We start from the raw sequence: 19534 nt of genomic DNA, 5'->3' as shown, positions 1-19534 counted from the left end.
GCTCATTCTCCAGGTTCGCGCTCGGCGCGCAGCAGGACGGCGGCGCCCGCCAGGCCGAGCAGGGCCAGCGCGCAGATCAGCAGGTAGGTGAGGACGAGCACGCCCGAGCGGTGCACGACCTGGACGGGACGGACCGGACCGGTCGCGAACCGCTTCCCGGCCGGCAGTCCCGCGCCGCCCGTCCGCGCCGCCGCCAGGGTGTCGGACGCGGCGAGCGCGGCGGCGGCGTCGACCCGCCCGAACCCGACGCCCCGGTCGTAGCCGCGCGCCGGGCGGTTCCCGGTGCTCGCCACGATGGCCTGCGTGACCAGCGCGGGGGCGAGGCCGCGGTGGCGCGACCGGATGAGCGCGGCGACGCCGGACACGAACGCGGTCGCCGGGCTCGTGCCGTCCCCGATCCAGTACCGGCCGTCCGGGCCCGCGCCGATGATCTGAACGCCGGGCGCGGACACGACGACGCCGGAGTTGCGGTTGGAGAACCCGGCGCGCCGGCCCCGCGCGTCCACGGCGGCCACGGAGATCACGCCGGGGAACGACGCCGGGTAGAAGTACTCGGCGGACCCGCCGCCCCCGGGGCGCCGCGTCCCGCGCGGCGGGGCGGACCGGCCTCCCACCCCGCGGGGGTCGTCCTCGGCTCCGCTGTTGCCCGCGGCGGCGACCACGACGACGTTCCGGCTGATCGCGTAGGCGACGGCGTCGCGCTCGCGCGGCGTGGGGTAGGAGCGGCCGAGCGACAGGTTGACCACGTCGGCGCCGTGGTCGACGGCGTACCGGATGCCCTGGGCGATCGTGCCCGTGTAGCGCCCGCCACCGGTGAACTCCGCGAAGCCCGGCTCGTCGCGCTCCAGGATCACCCGCAGCGACAGCAGCCGCGCCTCGGGCGCGACGCCGACGACCCCCTCGGCGCCGCCGGGGCCGTGCCCGTGCCCGGCGATGATCGACGCCATGTTGGTGCCGTGCAGCCGCTTGGGCGCGACGCCGGGCGGGTTCGCGCCGCGCGTGTAGTCGGGCCCGGTGGTGACGGAGCCCGCGAGGTCGGCCTGCCCCGCGTCCACGCCCGAGTCGAGGACGGCGACGGTCGCGCCGCCGCCCCTGGACGCCGCCCAGGCGCGCGGCACGTTCAGGGACTCCAGGACGGGCGTGACCCCGTCCCGCACCGGGTCGGAGGCGAGCGCGGCGCTTCGGGGTCCGGCGGCGCGGGCCGGCGGGGCGGCGGGGGCCGCGGCCACCGCCAGCGCGGCGGCCCCGGCGGTCACGCTCCTCAGCACCGCCCAGCGCCTCAGCACCGCCACTCCCGGGCCCCGCAGCGGACCGGGGCGGGCGCGGTCAGCGGCCGCAGGACGCCCTGGACGAGCTGCGGCGCCAGCTCGGCCGCGTCGGCCGGGGAGCCGCGCATCGCGGGACGTCCGTCGGCGTAACCGGCGGTCGCCGCGACCACGTACGGGCCGCGCTGCGCGGCGCTGGACGCCTGCCGGGCGGTGTCGCCGAACCGGGCGGCCACCGAGCCCGGGAACGGCAGCGCACGGAGCCCCGGCCCTTGCCTCCTAGACGGGAACCAGGCGACGGCCTCGCGCGCGGCCCGCTCGTCCGGGAACACGATCACGCCGACCGTGACCGCCAGCCCCTGCGCCTGGTCGAGGTAGGTGGCGCGGAGCGCGGCGCGGCAGCCGCGGGCGGTGAGGGTCCGCGCGAACGCGTCGTCCACGGCCGTCTCGCAGCGGGTGTCGGGGCCGATCCCCACCCGGCGGGCCGTCTCGGCGGACGCCTGGCCGAGCCGGTAGGGCAGGCCCGCGGGGAAGATCCGCCCGGCGGTCCAGGTCCGGTAGCGGCCGGACGGCTCCGCCGCCGCGGCCGCCGCGCGCTCGGCCGGGGTCGGGGCGCGGGTCAGCTCGGCGGTCAGCCGCACCCCGGCGACGGCGAGGACCGTCGCGCACGCCAGGGCCGCGACCAGCGCGGCCGTTCTGCGGGAGACGCTCCGTCCGCCCGGTTCCGGCTCGCCGTCCGGGGCGGAGATCTCGGCGCGCGACACCAGCGGAGCGTAGCCCAAGGCGGGTCAGGACGGGGCGGCGGGCGGCCGCCCGGGGTGGCGCCGCCGGAACGCGACCGCGAGCGCGATCCCCCCGGCCGTCCCGCCGAGCCCGATGAGCACGATCACGATGATCAGCGGGCGGACCCAGAAGGGCCGCTCGATGACCTCCACCGGGCCGGGGTCCTCCTTCCCGAACCGCTGCCCGGCGGGCTTGGCCTGCGCCGGGCCGGGCGACGCCGTGGCCAGCGAGTCCGCCGCGGACAGGGCGCGGGCCGCGTGCACCTCCCCGAACCCGACGTTCGGGTCGTAGCCGCCCGACGGGCCGTGCCGGGTGCTCTGGATCAGCGCCTGGGCGACCAGCGCGGGCGCCATCCGGGGGTGCTTCGCGCGGATCAGCGCCGCGATCCCGGCGACGATCGCGCTGGCGTCGCTGGTGCCGGAGCTCGCGAGGTACCGGCCGCCCGGCGCCCCGACGGGCAGGCCCGTGCCCGGCGCCGACAGCAGCACCGAGTAGTTGCGGTTGGAGAACGGCGCGCGGGTGTGGCCGGGCTCGGTCGCCGCGACCGCGATCACGCCCGGGAAGGACGCCGGGTAGAAGTACGGCGCGAACCCGTCGCCGTCCAGCAGCCGGTCCTCGTCGCCGTCGTTGCCGACGGCCGAGACCACCACGACGCCCTTGCCGATGGCGTAGGAGACGGCCTCGCGCTCGGCGGGGTCGTCGTCCCCGCTGCCGAGCGACAGGTTGATGACGTCGGCGCCGTGGTCGGCGGCGTAGCGGATGCCGCGCGCCACCGCGCCGTTCGCGCTGCCCGCAGCCCGGAAGCGGCGGTAGCTGGCGTCCTCCGGCTCGCCGATGGTCCGGACGGCGAGGATGCGCGCCTGCGGGGCCATGCCGATGACCCCGGAGCGGCCGCCGGGGCCGTGCCCCCGCCCGGCGATCAGCGTCGACATCCCGGTGCCGTGGAGCCGCGCGGGCGTCGTCCCGGCGTCGATCGCGGCGAGCATGTTGGGGCCGACGGTGACCTTGCCGCGCAGGTCCGGCTGCGTGGGGTCGACGCCCGAGTCGACGACCCCGACCGTCACCCCGGCGCCCCTGGTCACCTTCCAGGCGGTCTCCATGCCGAGCAGCGCGAGGATGGGACGCTGGGCGTCCCTGACCACGTCCGCGTGCGCGTGGACGGGCATCAGCCAGCTCCCGGCCAGCACCGCCGCTCCCACCGCCGCGGGCAGGCTCCGTCGCCTCGTCCGCTCTCCCCTCCCCCGGGCCCGCCTCAGCATCGCCACTCGGGCAGGTCGCAGTCGGGCAGCGCCTTGGCCGACAGCGCCCGCGCGATCGTGTGGGCGATCTGCGGGGACACCGCGAACGGCTCGCCCGGACGCTCCTTCTTGATCACGGAGGCGGGGCGCCCGTCGGCCTGGCCGGAGGCGGTCAGCACGACGTAGGGGCCGCCGCGGTCGATCGTCCGGTCCTGCCGGGCCTCGTCGGTGAAGCGGGCGGACGCCGTGCCCGGGAACGCGGCGGCGCGCAGGGCGGGGCGGACGGAGCCCGTCCCGTCCGGGCCCTTCGATCCGGGGAGCTCCTTGAAGGCCCGGTCGGCCTTCCACGGGTCGGGGAACGCCACCACGCCGACGGTGACGGCGACGCCCTGCAACTGGTCGACGTAGGTCGCGCGCAGGACGGCCAGGCAGCCGTGCCTGGTGATCGTCGTCGCGATCTCCTCGTCCACGCCCTGGACGCAGCCGGCGTCCGGGACGATCCCCGTCCGGGACGCGTACTCGGTGTGGTTGCCCGTCGGACGGTAGCTGAGCCGGTCGGGGAACACGCGCCTCGCGGGCCACGCCTCCCAGCGCCGCGCGACCTCCTTGTTGGCGGCGATCTGGAGTTCGGCGTTCGTGGGCTCACGTTTGAGGGTCGTCCACGTCCCGAGGAAGGAGATCCCCGTGGCGACGAGGTAGCAGCAGCCGACGACCAGCGCCGCGACCATCCACTGCCGGCCGGTCAGCCCGAGGACCGTCGGCGGCCCGCCCGTGCCCGCCGGTCGCGGCGGCGCGCCGAACGGGCGCGCGGGCGGACCGGGTGGTCCGGGCGGGCGGAGGCCGCCGGGCATGCCGGGCGGGTGCGGGGACCGCGGCGGGGGCGGCTGCTGGGAGGGGGGCAGGAATGCCACAACAGCCAAGATTAACGGCGCTTCACGACATTCCGCCTGTCATCCCGCGAAGGCGGCCTGCACTCCTCCGCCGGAGCAACGGAGGAGGCCCCTCCTCGGAGGGGCCCCGGTCCGCACGGTACCGCGGTCAGAGGTCGGGTCCGCGGCTCACTCGACGGAGCGCTTCGCCTCCTTGGCGGCGTCCTTGACCTTCTCGCCGGCCTGCTTGGCGCCGCCGGACGCGCGGTCGCTCTTGCCCTCGGCCTCCAGGTAGGGGTCGCCGGACTGCCGCCCGGCCTCCTCCTTGCCCCGGCCCTTGGCCTGCTGCGCCTTGTTCTTCAACTTGTCGAGGAAACCCATGGTTCCTCCTCCTGTACGGAGAGTCGTACAACCGGCTATGCCCCCGATAGCCCGGATTATGCGGTCGTCCGGGTGCCGCGGCGCAGCCGCTCCGCCTCCTCGTGGATGAGGGCCTCGGTCTCCAGGAGCTTCGCCTCGGCCTGCTCCGTGCGCATCGCCGCCCGCTGCTCGCGCGGGCTCGGCTTGCGCCGCCTCCCCGCCGTCCGGCGCCCGGCCCGCTCCCCCTTGAGCCTCTTCATGAAACCCATGCCCGTCACCTCTCCTCACCCGCGGCCGGTCCGGTCGCCGGCCTCGCGCCCGTACGGTGCCCCTTTTATGGCGATCCATTCCGGTACCGGGTGAGACACGGGCAACCGTCCGGCGGGCGCCTGCCGGGAATGCCGCAGCACATGGCAAGGTTGTGCCCTGGGAGGACGATGACGTCCCGCCGTCCTTCAACGTCGAGCGCCAGCACAGGAGCATTCACCGTGTCGTTGCCACCTCTGGTCGAGCCCGCCCCGGAGCTCACCCGCGACGAGGTCAACCGCTACTCGCGGCACCTGATCATTCCCGACGTGGGCATGGCCGGGCAGAAGCGCCTCAAGAACGCCAAGGTCCTGGTCGTCGGCGCGGGCGGCCTCGGCTCCCCCGCCCTGCTCTACCTGGCCGCCGCCGGGGTGGGCACCCTCGGCGTCATCGACTTCGACGTCGTGGACGAGTCCAACCTGCAGCGGCAGATCATCCACCGGCAGTCCTCGCTCGGCAAGCCCAAGGTCGAGTCGGCCGCCGAGACCGTCCGTGAGATCAACCCGCTGATCGACGTGGTGGTGCACGACACCGCGCTCGACCGCGACAACATCATGGACATCTTCTCCGGCTACGACCTGATCGTGGACGGCACCGACAACTTCGCCACCCGCTACATGGTGAACGACGCCGCCGTTCTGCTGGGCAAGCCGTACGTGTGGGGCTCGATCTACCGGTTCGACGGCCAGGCGTCGGTGTTCTGGGCCGAGCACGGCCCCTGCTACCGCTGCCTCTACCCCGAGCCGCCGCCGCCCGGCATGGTGCCCTCCTGCGCCGAGGGCGGGGTGCTCGGCGTGCTGTGCGCGTCGATCGGCTCCATCCAGGTGAACGAGGCCATCAAGCTGCTGACCGGCATCGGCGAGCCGCTCGTCGGCCGGCTGATGGTCTACGACGCCCTGGAGATGACCTACCGCTCGGTCAAGGTCCGCAAGGACCCCGAGTGCCCGCTGTGCGGCAAGAACCCGACGCAGACCGAGCTGCTGGAGGACTACGAGGCGTTCTGCGGCGCGGTCTCCGACGAGGCCGCCGAGGCGGTCCGGGACTCCACGATCTCCGTGCACGACCTCAAGGCCATGCAGGACCGCGCCGATGACATCTTCCTGGTGGACGTCCGCGAGCCCAACGAGTACGAGATCGTCGCGATCCCGGGCGCCACGCTCATCCCCAAGGGCGAGTTCCTGAACGGCTCCGCCCTGGAGCGCCTGCCGCAGGACAAGAAGATCGTCCTGCACTGCAAGTCGGGCGTCCGCTCCGCCGAGGCCCTCGCCGTCGTGAAGAACGCCGGCTTCGGCGACGCCGTCCACGTCGGCGGCGGCGTCCTGGCCTGGGTCAACCAGATCGACCCCAGCCTCCCGTCCTACTGACGCCCGCCGGAAGGCCCCCGAACCCGTCCCGGGTCCGGGGGCCTTCCGCTGTCCGGGCCCCGTCCGGCACCGCCGCCGGAAAAGCCGCGGTCCAGATCTTGACCGCGTGATCGCCGGTATTTAGTTTGGATCACGATCAAAACCCGGCGAAGGGACGCGACCGTGATACGACGGCGCAGGAACCAACGGAGACGGCGGGCCGCGTTGGCCGGGGTGGTGGGCGTACTGCTCACCCTCGGCGTGCTGCCGGGGGGCATCGCGTCGGCGGAGGCGGCGCCCCTCGGCCGTCCGGCCTTCGACGTCCGGCCGGCCCGCGACGCGATCGGCCGGCTGGTGGGGGCGCGGTACGCGGCCCAGGTGAGCCTGGCGACCATGCCCGGCACCGGCGGCAAGGACACCTTCCGGGTCTCCGCCCGGCAGCGCCGGCTGGTCATCGCGGGCAGCAGCACGCCGGCGCTGCTGATGGGCTTCAACTGGTACCTCAAGCACACGGCCAAGGCCGACATCTCGTGGACCGGCGACCAGCTCGACCTTCCGAGGCGGCTCCCCCTGCCGGCGCAGCCGATCGAGAGGTCGTCCGCCGTCAAGCACCGGTTCGCCGGGAACGACACCGAGGACGGGTACTCCGGGCCGTACCGGACGTTCGAGGACTGGGAACGGCTCATCGACGTCTACGCCCTTCACGGCGTCAACGAGATGTTCATGCCAGTCGGCACCGAGGCCGTGTACTACGAGACGCTGAAGTCGTACGGCTACTCGGCGGACGAGCTGCGCGGGTGGATCCCGGGCGCCGGCTACCAGCCGTGGTGGCTGCTCCAGAACATGTCCAACTTCACCTCGCCGGTCAGCGAGGACCAGATCCGCGCCCGCGCGGAGCTCGGCCGCAGGATCGCCGACCGGATGCGGCGGCTGGGCATCACGCCGGTGCTCCCGGGCTACTTCGGCACCGTCCCGGCCGGTTTCGCCACCCGCAACCCCGGCGCGGTGACCGTGCCGCAGGGCACCTGGGAGGGCATCGCCCGGCCCGACTGGCTGGCGCCGACGAACCCGGTGTTCGCCCAGGTCGCCGAGCGGTTCTACGGGGTCCAGGACCGGCTGCTCGGCCGATCGACGATGTACAAGATGGACCTGCTGCACGAGGGCGGGAAGGCCGGCTCCATCCCCGTGGGCCAGGCTTCGGTCGCCGTCCAGGCCGCGCTGGAGAAGGCGCACCCGGGAGCGACCTGGGTGATCCTCGGCTGGCAGAGCAACCCGCGCCCCGAGACCATGGCCGCCGTCGACCGGAGCAGGATGCTCGTGGTGGACGGCCTGTCCGACCGGGCGCTCAAGGTCGACCGCGACGCCGACTGGAAGGGCGCGCCGTACGCCTTCGGATCGATCTGGAACTTCGGCGGCAACTCCACCGTCGGCGCGCCGATCAAGGCATGGAACGAGCGGTTCTGGGACTGGCGGGCACGGCCGGGAGGCGCCCTGGACGGCATCGCGATCATGCCGGAGGCGAGCTACAACAACCCGGTCGCGGTCGAGTTCCTCGCCGAGCTGCCCTGGCATGACGGCCCCGTCGACCTCCACCGGTGGTTCGACGAGTACGCCGACGCCCGCTACGGGGGCGTCGACCCGCAGGCCCGCGCCGCCTGGCGGGTGCTGGCCGGCACCGCGTACGCGATCCCCCCGACCGGCGGCCGCTCGTCCGGGCACGGCGGGCTCTTCGCCGCGGAACCGAACCTGGCGACGACCAGGCCGCACCGGTGGGCGCAGGCCGCGTTCGCCTACGACCCCGCCGCGTTCGCCCGGGCCCTGCCCGCGCTGCTGGCCGTCCGCCCGTCGCTGCGGCGCGGCGACGCCTACCGCTACGACCTGGTGGAGGTGGCCCGCGCGGCGGCCGACGACCGGTCCCGGACCCTGCTGCCGCAGATCAACGCCGCCTACCAGGCCCGCGACCTCGCCGAGTTCTCCCGGCTGGCCGGCGTCTGGACCGGTTACGTCAGGGCCCTCGACGACCTCACCGGCACCGACCGGTTCCACATGGTCGGGCCGTGGCTCCAGCGTGCGCGGCAGGCGGCCGCGAACCCCCGGGAGGCCGCGCAGCTGGAGTACGAGGCGCGCAAGCTGATCACGTCGTGGGGCGACCGCGACTCCGACCTGCACGACTACGCCTACCGCGAGTGGTCCGGCGTGCTGCGCGACTACTACGCGCCGCGATGGGAGCGGCTGTTCGACGGGCTGAAGACCGAGCTGCGCACCGGCACGACCGCGCCGCCGGTCGACTGGTACGCCATGGCCGACGCGTGGGCGAAGGACCGCGGCGAGTACCGGACGAGGCCGGTCGGCGACACCCACACCGAGGCGTCCCGGATGCTCCAGCGGCTCAGCGGCGACGTCTACGACCTGCGGCTGTCGCTGCGCCCGCAGGGGTCCGTCTCCGGCTCCGCCGTGGTAGCCGCCTCGGTGACCAACACCAACCTCTTCGCGCCGATGAGCGGGCTGACCTTCGACGTCGCCGCGCCCGCGGGCGTGCAAGCCCGTCCCGCCGGTCCCGAGCAGGGGGAGATCGATCCCGGCGCCACGCTGGAGCGGTCGTGGACGCTGCACCGCACCGGCGACCTCCCGGACGGGACGACGCAGGTCACGGTGCAGGTCACGGTCGGGTTCGACCAGGCCGGCCGGCACGTGGTCCGCAAGGCGGCCGCCGTGCTGCCGGTGGCCGCGGACGGCCGCGTCCAGCTCAGCGACCTGCCGTTCTCCTACGCGCGCAACCACGACGGCATCTACCCGGTGGCCCGCGACACCGTGACGCCCGCCACCCCCGAGGGCGACGGCAAGCCCATCCGCCTGGACGGGACCGCCTACAGCAAGGGCCTCGGGACGAACGCGAACGCCGACGTGCGCGTGGAACTGAACCGCGGCTGCCAGAGGTTCACGACCGTCGTCGGGATCGACGACGCGATGAACCACGCGGCCGACGGCGACGTGGTCGTCCGGGTCTTCGGCGACGGCCGGCTGCTGCACGAGTCCGGCGTGCTGCGCAGCGGGCTCGCGACCTCCGGAGCGGAGGCGGTCCGGCTCGACGTCGACGTGACGGGCGTCCAGCAGCTGCGTCTCCAGGTCGACCAGTACGACGCGAACCGCTGGTTCGACGCCGTCTCGTTCGGCGTGCCGACCCTCGCCTGCACCTCGCCGCCGCCGGCCCGGTGAGCCGTCCCCGGGCCCGTGTCCGCAGGCGGACGGGCGGGCCCGGGGACTTCGCCGATCCCTATACCCTCCAACCAACAGGGGGCGGCACGGCGCGGCGGCGCCGCGGCGCGCGGGGAAGGCGAGGATGAGCAGGCCCGTCCGGATCACCGAGAAGGCGACTCCCGCCGTCCTGCGCGAGCGCAACACCGAGCTCGTCCTGCAGAGCGTGCTGGCGGGCGGCGGCACCGTGTCCCGCGCCGACATCGCCCGGTCCACGGGCCTGGCCCGCGCGGTCGTTTCGCAGATCATGGAGAGCCTGGTCTCGCGGCGGCTGGTGGTCGAGGAGGCCGCCAGGCCGAACGGGCGCGGCAAGCCGGCCACGCTGCTGCGGATCGACACCGGCCGGCACTGCCTGCTCATGGCCGACGTCCGCCCCACCGAGGTGCTGGGCGGCGTCGTCGGGCTGGACGGCGCGATCGGCGCGACGGCGCGCACGGCACTGCCCGCCCGGCCGGGCGGCGCGGACGTGGTGGCCGCCCTCGTCCCGATGCTCATGACCCTGGCCCGCGACGACGGGCGCGCGGTGCTGTCCGCCGGGGTCGCCGTCCCCGGCATCGTCTCCCCCGGGCAGCGCGTCATCGAGGCGCTGCAGCTGCGCTGGAAGGACGTCGACCTGGCCGGTCCGCTGGCCGGCGCGCTCGGGCACGAGGTCGTGCTCGTCAACGACGCGACCGCCGTGGGGATGTCCGAACTGTCGGTGCAGAGCCGGGCCGGTGACAGCGTGATCGTGCTGCACGTCGCCGGCGGCATCGGGTCGGCGGTCCTGCTCGACGGCCGCGTCCACCTCGGCGAGCGGCAGCGCGCGGGCGAGGTCGGCCACATCGACGTCGGCGTCAGCGACCGCCGGTGCGAGTGCGGCAGGCGAGGGTGCCTGGAGACGGTGGCGAGCCTGCCGGCCGTCCTCGACGGAGCCCGCGTCGAGCAGTTGGACGCCGTCTCCTCGCCGGGTGACGCGCCCGCGACACCGGAGCTCGACGCGCTCGCGGCACGGGTCGACTACGCGGGGAAGAGCCTCGCCGCCCTGCTCTGCGTCCAGGCCGCGATCCTCGACATCGGGGACGTCGTGATCGACGGACCGATCCGCCGGGCGGGCGAGCGCCTGCTCGACGCCATCGAGCGGGAACTGGCCGTGCGGCTGCCGCCGAGCGACGTCCGCCGTCCGCGCTTCTCCACGATGGCGGAGCACAGCATCATGCACGGCGCCGCCGCGACCGCCATGCACCACCGGCTCGGCGTCATCTGGCACAGCGCCTGAACCGGGGTCATCCCCTGACCGGCGCGTAGGTCAGGCCGAGCTCGACGGTCACCTCGCGCAGCATCAGCTCGAACATCGGCGCGGCGTCGCTCAGCGCGAACTCCAGGTGGCCGAAGACCTCCAGGCTGACGCCGCCCTGGAGCCTGATCCAGCACTTGAGGAACTGCTGGATCACCCCGAGCGGCAGGCCGATGCCGAGCACGTCGTCGCGGTAGCGGCGCAGCTCCTCGCGCAGGCCGGGGTCGATCTCCTCCTCGGCCATCACCGGGAACGGCTGCTTCCTCCACAGCTCCAGGAACAGGGACATGAACGTCCAGCCGAACTGGCGGGCGCACTCCTCGGCGAAGTCGACCTCCTCCTGGTGCGCGGCGCCGCGCACGGGCGTGCCGAACAGCAGCGAGTACTCGCGGGGATGCGCCAGCGCCCAGAGGCGGAACTGGCGGGCCACCGTCATGAACTTGCCGCTCATGTCGCCGCTCGGCACGTCCTCCATGGCCGCGTGCAGGTCGCCGGTCAGCTCGGTGAACAGGTCGCCGACCAGGTGCCGCAGCAGCTCGCCGTGGCTGCCGAAGTAGCGGTAGAGCGCGGGGGCGGTCATGCCCATCTCGCGGGCGATGGCGCGCAGCGTCACCGCGTCGGGGCCCTCCTCCACGAGGATCCGCCGGGCGGTTTCGGTGATCTCTTTGACCGTCGCCGCCCGCTGACGGTCGCGACGCGATGCCACCTCGCCCCCCTCTCTGCCGGGTGCCCGGCCGCCTCTCCGGCCGCCCTCGCATGATTCCGCAAAAACACCCTTGACGACAGCTAACACCGTATGCGAAGTTAACGCTGTTCTCAGTTTACGGCGTTCACTGAAATTACTCAAGGTTACGGAGTTGGGGGAGAAGCGTCATGTTCGATCGATGGGGCAGGTGGGTCCACCGGCGCAGGAGGTGGGTCCTCGCCGCCGCCGGCGCGTTCCTGGTGTTCGCCGCGGTGTGGGGCACGGGCGTCTTCGGCGCGCTGACCTCCGCCGGCGGCTTCGACACGCCGGGCAGCCAGAGCGCGACGGCGGAGCGGATCGCCGAACGCGACCTCGGCCGGGGCGCGGCCGACGTCGTGGTCCTCTACCAGGGCGGGACGACGGTCGACGACCCGTCCTACCGGGCGTCGGTGGAACGCGCGCTGGCCGCGCTGCCGCCGGGCAAGGTCGCCAAGACCAGCACGTACTGGACGACCCACGCGCCGCAGTTCGTCAGCGGCGACCGCAAGGCGACCTACGCCGTCCTGCAGCTCGCCGGCTCCGACGAGGCCGCCAGGGAGGACGCCTACAAGGCGATCCGGGACGACCTCACCGAGGTCGGCGGCGGGCTCACCGCGAAGGTCGGCGGGGCGGTCGGCACCGAGGTCGCGATCAACGAGCGCGTCTCGTCCGACATCGGCCGGGCCGAGGGCATGGCGATGCCGGTGCTGCTGGTGCTGCTGGTGCTGATCTTCGGCGGGCTGGTCTCGGCGAGCCTGCCGCTGCTGGTCGGCGGCCTGGCCATCCTCGGCTCGTTCACCGCCCTGCACGCGCTGGCCTACGTCACCGACGTGTCGATCTTCGCGGTCAACATCACCACCTTCCTCGGGCTCGGCCTCGCGATCGACTACGGCCTGTTCATGGTCAGCCGGTTCCGCGAGGAGATCGGCCGGGACGGCGCCTCCGCCGAGGACGCGCTGGCCGCCACGATGGCCACGGCCGGGCGCACCGTGGCGGTCTCCGGCGTCACGGTCGCCGTGTCGCTGTCCGGGCTGCTGCTGTTCGACCAGAACTTCCTCGTCTCGATGGGCTACGGCGGCATCGCGACCGTGCTGGTGTGCATGGCCGGGGCGCTGACCGTGCTGCCCGCGCTGATGGCCGTCCTCGGCCCGAAGGTGAACGCGCTGCCGATCCGGCGGCGCCGGGCGCCCGCCGCCCGGTCCGACGGCTGGTGGGGACGGGTCGCGCGCAGCGTGATGCGCCGCCCGGTCGTCTACATGGTCGCGACCGTGGCGCTGCTCCTCGCGCTCGGCGCGCCGTTCCTGCGCATCAACTGGGGCGGGGTGGACGCCAAGGTGCTGCCGGACGGCGCGGACGCGCGGGTCGTCTCCGAGACGCTGGAGTCCCGCTTCCCCCGCAACGCCACCAGCCCGATCGAGGCCGTCGTGACCGGGACGTCCGACCGGGCCGCCGTCCAGGCGTACGGGGCCCGCCTGGACGCGCTGCCCGGCGTCACGGACGCGACCGTGACCGGCGCCGGCGGGACGACGACCCGGATCGCGCTGCGCTACGACGCCGACCCGAACTCCGGCGCCGCCCGCGACCTCGTCCAGCGGGTCCGCGACGTCCCGCCCCCGCCCGGCGCGCGCGCCTACGTCGGCGGCGAGACGGCCGACGTGGTCGACCAGGTCGACAGCATCGGCTCGACCCTGCCCTGGCTTGCCGTGCTCGTCGGCGGCGCCACGTTCCTCCTGCTGTTCCTGGCGTTCGGGTCGGTGCTGCTGCCGCTGAAGGCGATCGTCATGAACATGCTGTCGCTGTCGGCCACCTTCGGCGCGGTCGTGCTGGTCTTCCAGGACGGCCACCTGTCCGGGCCGCTCGGCTTCACCGCGACCGGCGCCATCTCCCCCGCGATGCCGATCCTCATGCTGGCGATGCTGTTCGGGATCTCGATGGACTACGAGGTGTTCCTGCTGTCGCGGGTCCGCGAGCAGTACGACCTGACCGGCTCCAACACCGCGGCCGTCGCCGCCGGGGTGCAGCGCACCGGCGCCATCATCACCAGCGCGGCGGTGCTGTTCATCGTCGTGATCGGCGCGTTCGCGACGTCCGGCATCACGTTCATCAAGATGACCGGCGTCGGGATGGCCGTGGCGATCCTGCTGGACGCGACGGTCGTCCGGGCGCTGCTCGTGCCCGCCACGATGCGGCTGCTCGGCCGCGCGAACTGGTGGGCGCCCGGCCCGCTCGCCAGGCTCTACGGCCGGTACGGGATCCGGGAGGGCGACGCCCCGGCCGCGCCCCCCTCGCGGCTGGAGCCCGTGGGCTGACGACCCGCCCCGGTGGCCGGCACCCCGAAGTGCCGGCCACCAATCGTCCCGAACCGCTTGTGGTCTCCTTCACCCGGCGCAAGACTGAACGCCATTCCACCGGCCGCACCCTCGCGTGACGCATTCCGCGACGGCCACGCCCGGCGGATCCCCGAACCCTTCCCGTGCCGGGATGTTCCTTTGGAGGCACCATGTCCGTGCTGATGGCCACCGAGGCCGACACCGCGCTCGCGCACCTGGAGCGGCTCACCGACGCCCTGCGCTCCGCCGGCTGGGCCGTCGAGGTCTCCGCGCCCGCCGACCGCCGCCCGACCGCGCACATCGCCGACCCCCGCCTCCCGCGGGTGAACGAGAGCGTCATCGCGGTGCGGGAACGTTCCGGCGACGGCTGGTCCTACTGCTACGGCTGGGGCGAGCGGATCGCGCCGTGCGCCGACCCGTCCGCCGCTGCCGCCGCCGTCGGCCGGGTCCTCGCCGCCCGTCGCGACAACTGAACCGCCCGGCGCACGCGGCCGTCCTCCCACCGATCGGGGGGATGCCGTTCTCCGCTCCGGGGGCATGCTCATGAGCCACCGAGCCCGGACGCCGCCGCCACGCACGCGGCGTCCGGCGCCCCGCACCACGGAGAGGAAGCGCCATGCGAACGCCCGTCCGCGCCCCCGTCCTGTTCGCCGCGTCCGCGCTCGCGGCGTCCGGTGCCGCACTGGTACCGCTCGCCACCCCGGCCCTCGCCCGCCCGAGGCCGCACGCGATCGTCGTGCGCGGGCCGGACGCCGTCCACGACCAGGCCTTCCGGAACGCGAAGACCAAGGTCGCCGTCGTCCGTGACCGCCACCGGACCTGGGTCTCACTGCGGGTGTGGGGAATGCCGCGCGAGGCGGCCGGACGGACGTTCGGCGCCCACGTCCACGTGAACAGGTGCGGGCCGAAGCCCGGGGACGCCGGTCCGCACCACCACAAACCCGACGCGGCGCCCGGGACGCCGATGCCCGAGATGGAGGTCTGGCTCGACGTCACCGTCCGGCCCGACGGGCGCGGCCACTCCCGCGCCTCCGTGCCGTGGCGGGTCGCGGAGAAGGCCGCGGGATCGCTCGTCGTGCACGCCAAGCCCACCGACCCGAAGACCGGCGACGCGGGCGCACGGCTGATCTGCACCACCGTCCCGTTCTGAGCCGTCCGTTCTCAGCCGTCCCGTCCGCGAGCCGTCCCGACCCTGCCGCCGGCCGGTCCGGCGGCAGGGTCACGCCGACTTGCGGCCGCGGCTCTTGGCCGGCTCCTTCTTCGCGCCCGACTTCGACGGCGCGGACTTGCGCGCGGCGGGCTTCTTCGCCGGCGCCCCCTTGCCGGACGCCGCCTTCCCCGCCTTCTCTCCGCGGCCCTTCTTCGCCGCCTCGACGCTGGCGCGCAGCGCGCTGAGCAGGTCCGCGGCGGGCTCCTCCTCGCCCTCCTCGGCGGGCCGCGCCACCTCCCGCCCCTCGACCTTGGCGTCGATCACCGCCTGGAGCGCCTCCCGGTAGGCGTCCTTGTACTCGCCCGGGTCGAAGTCGCCCTCCATCGACTCGATCAGCGACGTCGCCATCGACAGCTCCTGCTTGCGGACCTCGATGTCCTCCTCCAGGAAGGGGAACTCGGGCGCGCGGACCTCGTCCGGCCACAGCATGGTCTCCAGGACGAACACGCCCTCGCGGACCCGCAGCGTCGCGAGCGACTCGCGCTGCCGCAGCGCCACCTTGACGATCGCGACCTGGCCGGAGGTCTCCAGCGCGTCCCGCAGCAGCACGTACGGCTTGGCGCCCTGCGCGTCGGGCTCAAGGTAGTAGGACTTCGCGAAGAAGATCGGGTCGACCTCCTCGCGCTCCACGAACTGCAGGACGTCGATCCGGCGGCTGGACGACAGCGGCAGGTCGGCGAAGTCCTCGTCGGTGAGGATGACCATCTCGCCGCTCGGCAGCTCGTAGCCCTTGGCGATGTCGGAGTAGGGCACCTCCTCGCCGTCGACCGTGCACACCCGCTTGTACTTGATGCGCCCCCCGTCCTCCCGGTGCACCTGGTGGAAGGCGACGTCCCGCTGCTCGGTCGCCGAGTAGAGCTTCACCGGTATGGTCACCAGCCCGAAGGAGATCGCGCCCTTCCAGATACTGCGCATGATCCGTCCTTACCCAGCACGTTCCTGCCCCTAGCGTCGCAACGTCGTTCGATTTGCGCCAGAAGGGCGTCGTGATCCTTTCCCCGTGCGGCGGGACGGGGTAAGACGGCGGTATGACCATGCCGTGGCCCGTCGAGCCGATGATGGCCTCCACCGGAGACCTCCCCACCGACGGCGGGAAGTGGGGCCTGGAGCTGAAATGGGACGGCGTGCGCGTCCTGTCGCACGTCTCCGCCGACGGCGTCCGCGCCGCCGGGCGGCGGGGCGGCGAGGTGACGAGCCGCTACCCCGAGCTGTCCGCACTCGCCGACCTACTCCCCGACCACGACGTCGTCCTGGACGGCGAGGTCGTCGCCTTCCAGGAGGGACGCCCCAGCTTCGAACGCCTCCAGCGCCGGATGCACGTCCAGCGCCCCGACCCCCGACTGATCCGCGAGGTGCCCGTCCGCTACGTGGTCTTCGACGTCCTCTTCCTGGACGGGCACGTGCTGTACGACGTCCCCTACGCCGACCGGCGCTCGCTGCTGGCGGAGCTGGACCTCGCCGGCACCGGCCCCGTGGAGGTGCCCCCGTACCTGCACGGCGGTGACCGGCTCCAAGTGGAGGAACTGCTCGCCTTCACCCGAGAGCAGCAGATGGAGGGACTGCTCGCCAAACGCCTCGACTCGCCGTACCGCCCCGGGCGACGCGTCGACTTCTGGCGCAAGGTGAAGAACTTCATGACGCGCGAGGTCGTCATCTGCGGATGGAAGCCCGGAAAGGGCCGGCGCGAAGGCGGCGTGGGTTCGCTACTGCTAGGCGAGTACGACGTGAAGGGGCTGCTGGGTTTCGTCGGGCACGTCGGCACCGGTTTCAGCGACCGCGTACTGGACGAGCTGTACGAGACGCTGTGGCCGCTGCGCCGTCCGACGAGCCCCTACGACGAGCCCGTTCCGCGCGAGTTCGCCCGCGACGCCCAATGGGTTGAGCCCCGGCTCGTCGGGGAGGTCGCCTACAGCGCCCGGACCAGGGACGGCCGCCTCCGCTTCCCGTCCTGGCGGGGCCTGCGTGACGACAAGGACCCCCTGGAGGTCACGAGTGAGCAGTAAGAAGACCGCCGTCGACGTGGACGGCCGTCAGCTCTCCCTCTCCAACCTCGACAAGAACATGTACCCGGAGTTCACCAAGGGCGAGGTCATCGACTACTACGCCCGCGTCGCCCCGGTCATGCTCCCCCACCTGCGGGACCGCGCCGCGACCCGCATCCGCTGGCCGGACGGCGTCGACGGCGGCAAGTTCTTCGAGAAGAACGCGCCCTCCCACACCCCCGGCTGGGTCCGCACGGCGACGATCCCCACCCCCGGCAGCTCCAAGGGCCGCGACACCCTCGACTTCGTCGTCGTCGACGACCTGCCCACGCTCGTGTGGTGCGCGAACCTCGCCGCGCTGGAACTGCACGTCCCGCAGTGGAAGGTCGGGCCGCGCGGCAAGGTGCACACCCCAGACCTGGTGGTCTTCGACCTCGACCCGGGGCCGCCCGCCACGATCGTGGAAGCGTGCGAGGTCGCCGCCCTGCTCCGCGACGTCCTCGCCGAGGACGGCCTGGAGTCCTACCCGAAGACGAGCGGCAAGAAGGGCCTGCACCTCTACGTCCCCATCGAGGAGCCGAAAGAGGCCGAGCGGACGTCCGAGTACGCCAAGACCGCCGCGCAGCGCCTGGCCGACGAGAACCCGAAGCTGGTCGTCGCGAAGATGGAGCGGCGGCTGCGCAAGGGCAAGGTCTTCGTCGACTGGAGCCAGAACAACCCGGCCAAGACGACCGTCGCGCCCTACTCGCTGCGCGCCGGGGACCGCCCCTCGGTCTCGACGCCCATCACCTGGGACGAACTGGAGTCGTGCGGGGACCCCGCCGATCTCGTCTTCGGCCCGGAGGACGTCCTCGCCCGGGTGGACGAGCACGGCGACCTCCTGGAACCGCTTCTGAAGGACCACCGGCCGCTGCCCTGAGCGACTTCGGCGATCTCGCGTGCCCTATGTGTTCGAATCGGCACTCTCCGGGACCGCGTTCCGTCACCATGGTGCGTGGGGACACCACGGGTGGAAGGAAGAAACCGTTGTCGCACAACCATCACTACGATGCCGTGGTGCTGGGCGGGGGGACCGCGGGGGAGCTGGTCGCGACCGGCCTCGCCCGCGCGGGAAGGGACGTGGCGCTCGTCGAGAACCGCCTCGTCGGCGGGGAGTCGCCGTACTTCGCGTGCGTCCCGTCCAAGTCGCTGCTGCTGTCGGCGCGCCGCGGCGAGACCTGGGAGATGGCCCTCGCCCGCCGGGACGGCCTGGCCGGCAACCGGGGCGACGACCCCGCCGTCGCGCGGATGGCCGAGGACGGCGTGACCGTCCTGCGCGGCAGGGGGCAGGTCCTCGACCGCGGCCGGATCGAGGTTGACGGCGCCGTCCACGGCTTCGGCGACCTCGTCGTGTGCACCGGCAGCGAGCCGGTCATCCCGCCCGTCGAGGGGCTGGCCGACGTGCCGCTGTGGACGAGCGCCGAGGCGCTGTCGGTCCCCGACCTGCCGCGCCGGCTGGTGATCCTCGGCGGCGGCCCGGTCGGCTGCGAGCTGGCGCAGGTGTACGCGGCGTTCGGCTCGCAGGTCGCGGTCGTCGAGGCGTCCGGGCGGCTGCTGACCGCCGAGGCGCCCTTCGCCGGGGAGGTGCTCGCGGACGCCCTGCGCCGGATGGGCGTCGACCTGCGGCTCGGCGCCGCCGTCGCCGACGCCGAGCGCAAGGACGTCGGGCTGCGGCTCTGGCTGACCGACGGCGGGACCCTCGACGCCGACCGCGTCCTCGTCGCCGCCGGGCGCCGCCCCCGCGTGGAGGGCCTCGGGCTGGAGAACCTCGGCATCGATGTCACCCCCGGCCAGGGGATACCCGTGGACGAGACGTGCCGGGTGCCGGCCGGCGCGGGCGGCGTGTGGGCGGCCGGCGACGTCACCGGCGTCGCCCGCACCACGCACGCCGCCCGCTACCAGGCGCAGGTGGCGCTGTCGAACCTGCTCGGGCACCGGCGCGAGGCCGACTACCGCGCCATCCCCCGGGTCGTCTACACGACGCCCACCGTCTACTCGGTGGGTATCTCCCCCAGGCAGGCGGAGGAACTCGGCATAGACATCCTCACCGCCGGGTACGACCTCGCCGCGACGGCCCGGGCGGCGGTCGAGGCCGACGAGCGCGGCCGGGTGGAGCTGTACGCCGACCCCACCCGCGGACTGCTGGTCGGCGCCGCCGCCGCCGGACTCCACGCCGAGGAGTGGATGAGCGAGATCGCCCTGGCCATCCGCGCGGAGACGCCGCTGAGCCTGCTGGCCGACGTCGTCCACGCGTTCCCGACCCACGGCGAGTCCGTCGAGGCGCCGCTGCGGGAACTGGCCGGACGGCTGTGAACCCCGAGACGGCCGCATCCCTGAGGCGGCCGTGAACCTGGAGGAGGACCCCGGATGAGCGAGACCGACGACCTGGAACAGCCCGCGCCCGACGACGCCAACGAGGCCGACGCGGCCGAGCAGCGCACCGCCCTCGGCGACGAGGAGCGCGTGGAGCGCGGTCCCATCCCGGACGACGCGAACGAGGCCGACGCCGCCGAGCAGCGGCGGGAGGTCCGGCTGGACGAGGACGACTACCGGTGAC

The 19534-nt window shown here is 73.8% G+C and carries 18 protein-coding genes; 10 read left to right on the top strand and 8 right to left on the bottom strand.

All coding sequences use genetic code 11. The features are described from left to right. Window positions 1-2: 2 nt before the first annotated feature. From AB0C84_RS23545 to AB0C84_RS23520, 6 genes are all read right to left on the bottom strand, one after another. Window positions 3-1286 (bottom strand): S8 family serine peptidase, encoded by a 1284-nt coding sequence (locus AB0C84_RS23545; RefSeq protein ID WP_361069946.1) that lies wholly within the window; start codon window positions 1284-1286, stop codon window positions 3-5. Next, window positions 1280-2029: a hypothetical protein gene (locus tag AB0C84_RS23540; RefSeq protein WP_361069943.1), complete on the bottom strand. Its 750-nt coding sequence runs from the start codon at window positions 2027-2029 to the stop codon at window positions 1280-1282. The genes AB0C84_RS23545 and AB0C84_RS23540 overlap by 7 nt, the downstream gene beginning before the upstream one ends. Window positions 2030-2053: 24 nt before the next feature. Further along, entirely contained in the window at window positions 2054-3235 is a 1182-nt protein-coding gene (locus AB0C84_RS23535; protein WP_361069940.1) for a S8 family serine peptidase, read from the bottom strand. A 65-nt stretch (window positions 3236-3300) separates the two neighbouring features. Next, window positions 3301-4197: a hypothetical protein gene (locus AB0C84_RS23530; protein WP_361069937.1), complete on the bottom strand. Its 897-nt coding sequence runs from the start codon at window positions 4195-4197 to the stop codon at window positions 3301-3303. Between the two features lie 147 nt (window positions 4198-4344). After that, a complete protein-coding gene (locus tag AB0C84_RS23525) occupies window positions 4345-4536 on the bottom strand; it encodes a CsbD family protein (RefSeq protein WP_179843685.1) in 192 nt (63 codons plus the stop codon). Between the two features lie 56 nt (window positions 4537-4592). Next, window positions 4593-4784, bottom strand: coding sequence for a hypothetical protein (locus tag AB0C84_RS23520; RefSeq protein ID WP_179843686.1), 192 nt, complete (start codon window positions 4782-4784; stop codon window positions 4593-4595). A 219-nt stretch (window positions 4785-5003) separates the two neighbouring features. On the opposite strand from AB0C84_RS23520, the gene moeZ reads away from it, so the two are divergent. The 3 genes from moeZ (at window position 5004) to AB0C84_RS23505 (ending at window position 10674) form a co-directional block, all read left to right on the top strand. Next, a complete protein-coding gene (gene moeZ, locus AB0C84_RS23515; RefSeq protein ID WP_179843687.1) occupies window positions 5004-6185 on the top strand; it encodes an adenylyltransferase/sulfurtransferase MoeZ in 1182 nt (393 codons plus the stop codon). A 213-nt stretch (window positions 6186-6398) separates the two neighbouring features. Beyond that, window positions 6399-9380, top strand: a complete 2982-nt coding sequence (locus AB0C84_RS23510) for an alpha-N-acetylglucosaminidase TIM-barrel domain-containing protein (RefSeq protein ID WP_361070092.1) — start codon at window positions 6399-6401, stop codon at window positions 9378-9380. A 124-nt stretch (window positions 9381-9504) separates the two neighbouring features. Continuing rightward, a complete protein-coding gene (locus tag AB0C84_RS23505; RefSeq protein WP_361069932.1) occupies window positions 9505-10674 on the top strand; it encodes an ROK family transcriptional regulator in 1170 nt (389 codons plus the stop codon). A 7-nt stretch (window positions 10675-10681) separates the two neighbouring features. On the opposite strand, the gene AB0C84_RS23500 is transcribed toward AB0C84_RS23505, so the two are convergent. Then, complete coding sequence (locus AB0C84_RS23500) at window positions 10682-11398, bottom strand: TetR/AcrR family transcriptional regulator (RefSeq protein WP_258941415.1); 717 nt, start codon at window positions 11396-11398, stop codon at window positions 10682-10684. Window positions 11399-11565: 167 nt separating this feature from the next. On the opposite strand from AB0C84_RS23500, the gene AB0C84_RS23495 reads away from it, so the two are divergent. From AB0C84_RS23495 to AB0C84_RS23485, 3 genes are all read left to right on the top strand, one after another. Beyond that, window positions 11566-13725: an MMPL family transporter gene (locus AB0C84_RS23495; RefSeq protein ID WP_361069928.1), complete on the top strand. Its 2160-nt coding sequence runs from the start codon at window positions 11566-11568 to the stop codon at window positions 13723-13725. Between the two features lie 191 nt (window positions 13726-13916). After that, complete coding sequence (locus AB0C84_RS23490; protein ID WP_179843692.1) at window positions 13917-14219, top strand: hypothetical protein; 303 nt, start codon at window positions 13917-13919, stop codon at window positions 14217-14219. 143 nt (window positions 14220-14362) lie between these two features. Then, on the top strand, window positions 14363-14896 hold the full coding sequence (locus AB0C84_RS23485; protein WP_361069925.1) for a hypothetical protein: 534 nt from the start codon (window positions 14363-14365) through the stop codon (window positions 14894-14896). Window positions 14897-14965: 69 nt separating this feature from the next. Here AB0C84_RS23485 and AB0C84_RS23480 read toward each other — a convergent pair whose 3' ends face one another. Continuing rightward, complete coding sequence (locus AB0C84_RS23480; RefSeq protein WP_179843694.1) at window positions 14966-15871, bottom strand: Ku protein; 906 nt, start codon at window positions 15869-15871, stop codon at window positions 14966-14968. A 113-nt stretch (window positions 15872-15984) separates the two neighbouring features. Here AB0C84_RS23480 and ligD (AB0C84_RS23475) point away from each other — a divergent pair, with 113 nt between their 5' ends. The 4 genes from ligD (AB0C84_RS23475) (at window position 15985) to AB0C84_RS23460 (ending at window position 19533) form a co-directional block, all read left to right on the top strand. Further along, the gene (gene ligD, locus AB0C84_RS23475) at window positions 15985-16959 is read left to right on the top strand and encodes a non-homologous end-joining DNA ligase (RefSeq protein WP_361069921.1); all 975 of its coding nucleotides are present in this window, start codon (window positions 15985-15987) and stop codon (window positions 16957-16959) included. After that, entirely contained in the window at window positions 16949-17857 is a 909-nt protein-coding gene (gene ligD, locus AB0C84_RS23470; protein WP_361069918.1) for a non-homologous end-joining DNA ligase, read from the top strand. Before ligD (AB0C84_RS23475) ends, ligD (AB0C84_RS23470) begins: the two co-directional genes overlap by 11 nt. Before the next feature lie 107 nt (window positions 17858-17964). After that, a complete protein-coding gene (locus AB0C84_RS23465; protein WP_246395884.1) occupies window positions 17965-19290 on the top strand; it encodes an NAD(P)/FAD-dependent oxidoreductase in 1326 nt (441 codons plus the stop codon). Window positions 19291-19344: 54 nt separating this feature from the next. Next, window positions 19345-19533 (top strand): hypothetical protein, encoded by a 189-nt coding sequence (locus AB0C84_RS23460; protein ID WP_179843697.1) that lies wholly within the window; start codon window positions 19345-19347, stop codon window positions 19531-19533. Window position 19534 lies beyond the last annotated feature (1 nt).

The organism is Actinomadura sp. NPDC048955 (assembly GCF_040649435.1).
Taxonomy (GTDB): Bacteria; Actinomycetota; Actinomycetes; order Streptosporangiales; family Streptosporangiaceae; genus Spirillospora; species Spirillospora luteofluorescens.
Note: the sequence above shows the minus strand (reverse complement) of the source record. Positions and strands in the feature narration are given on the sequence as shown.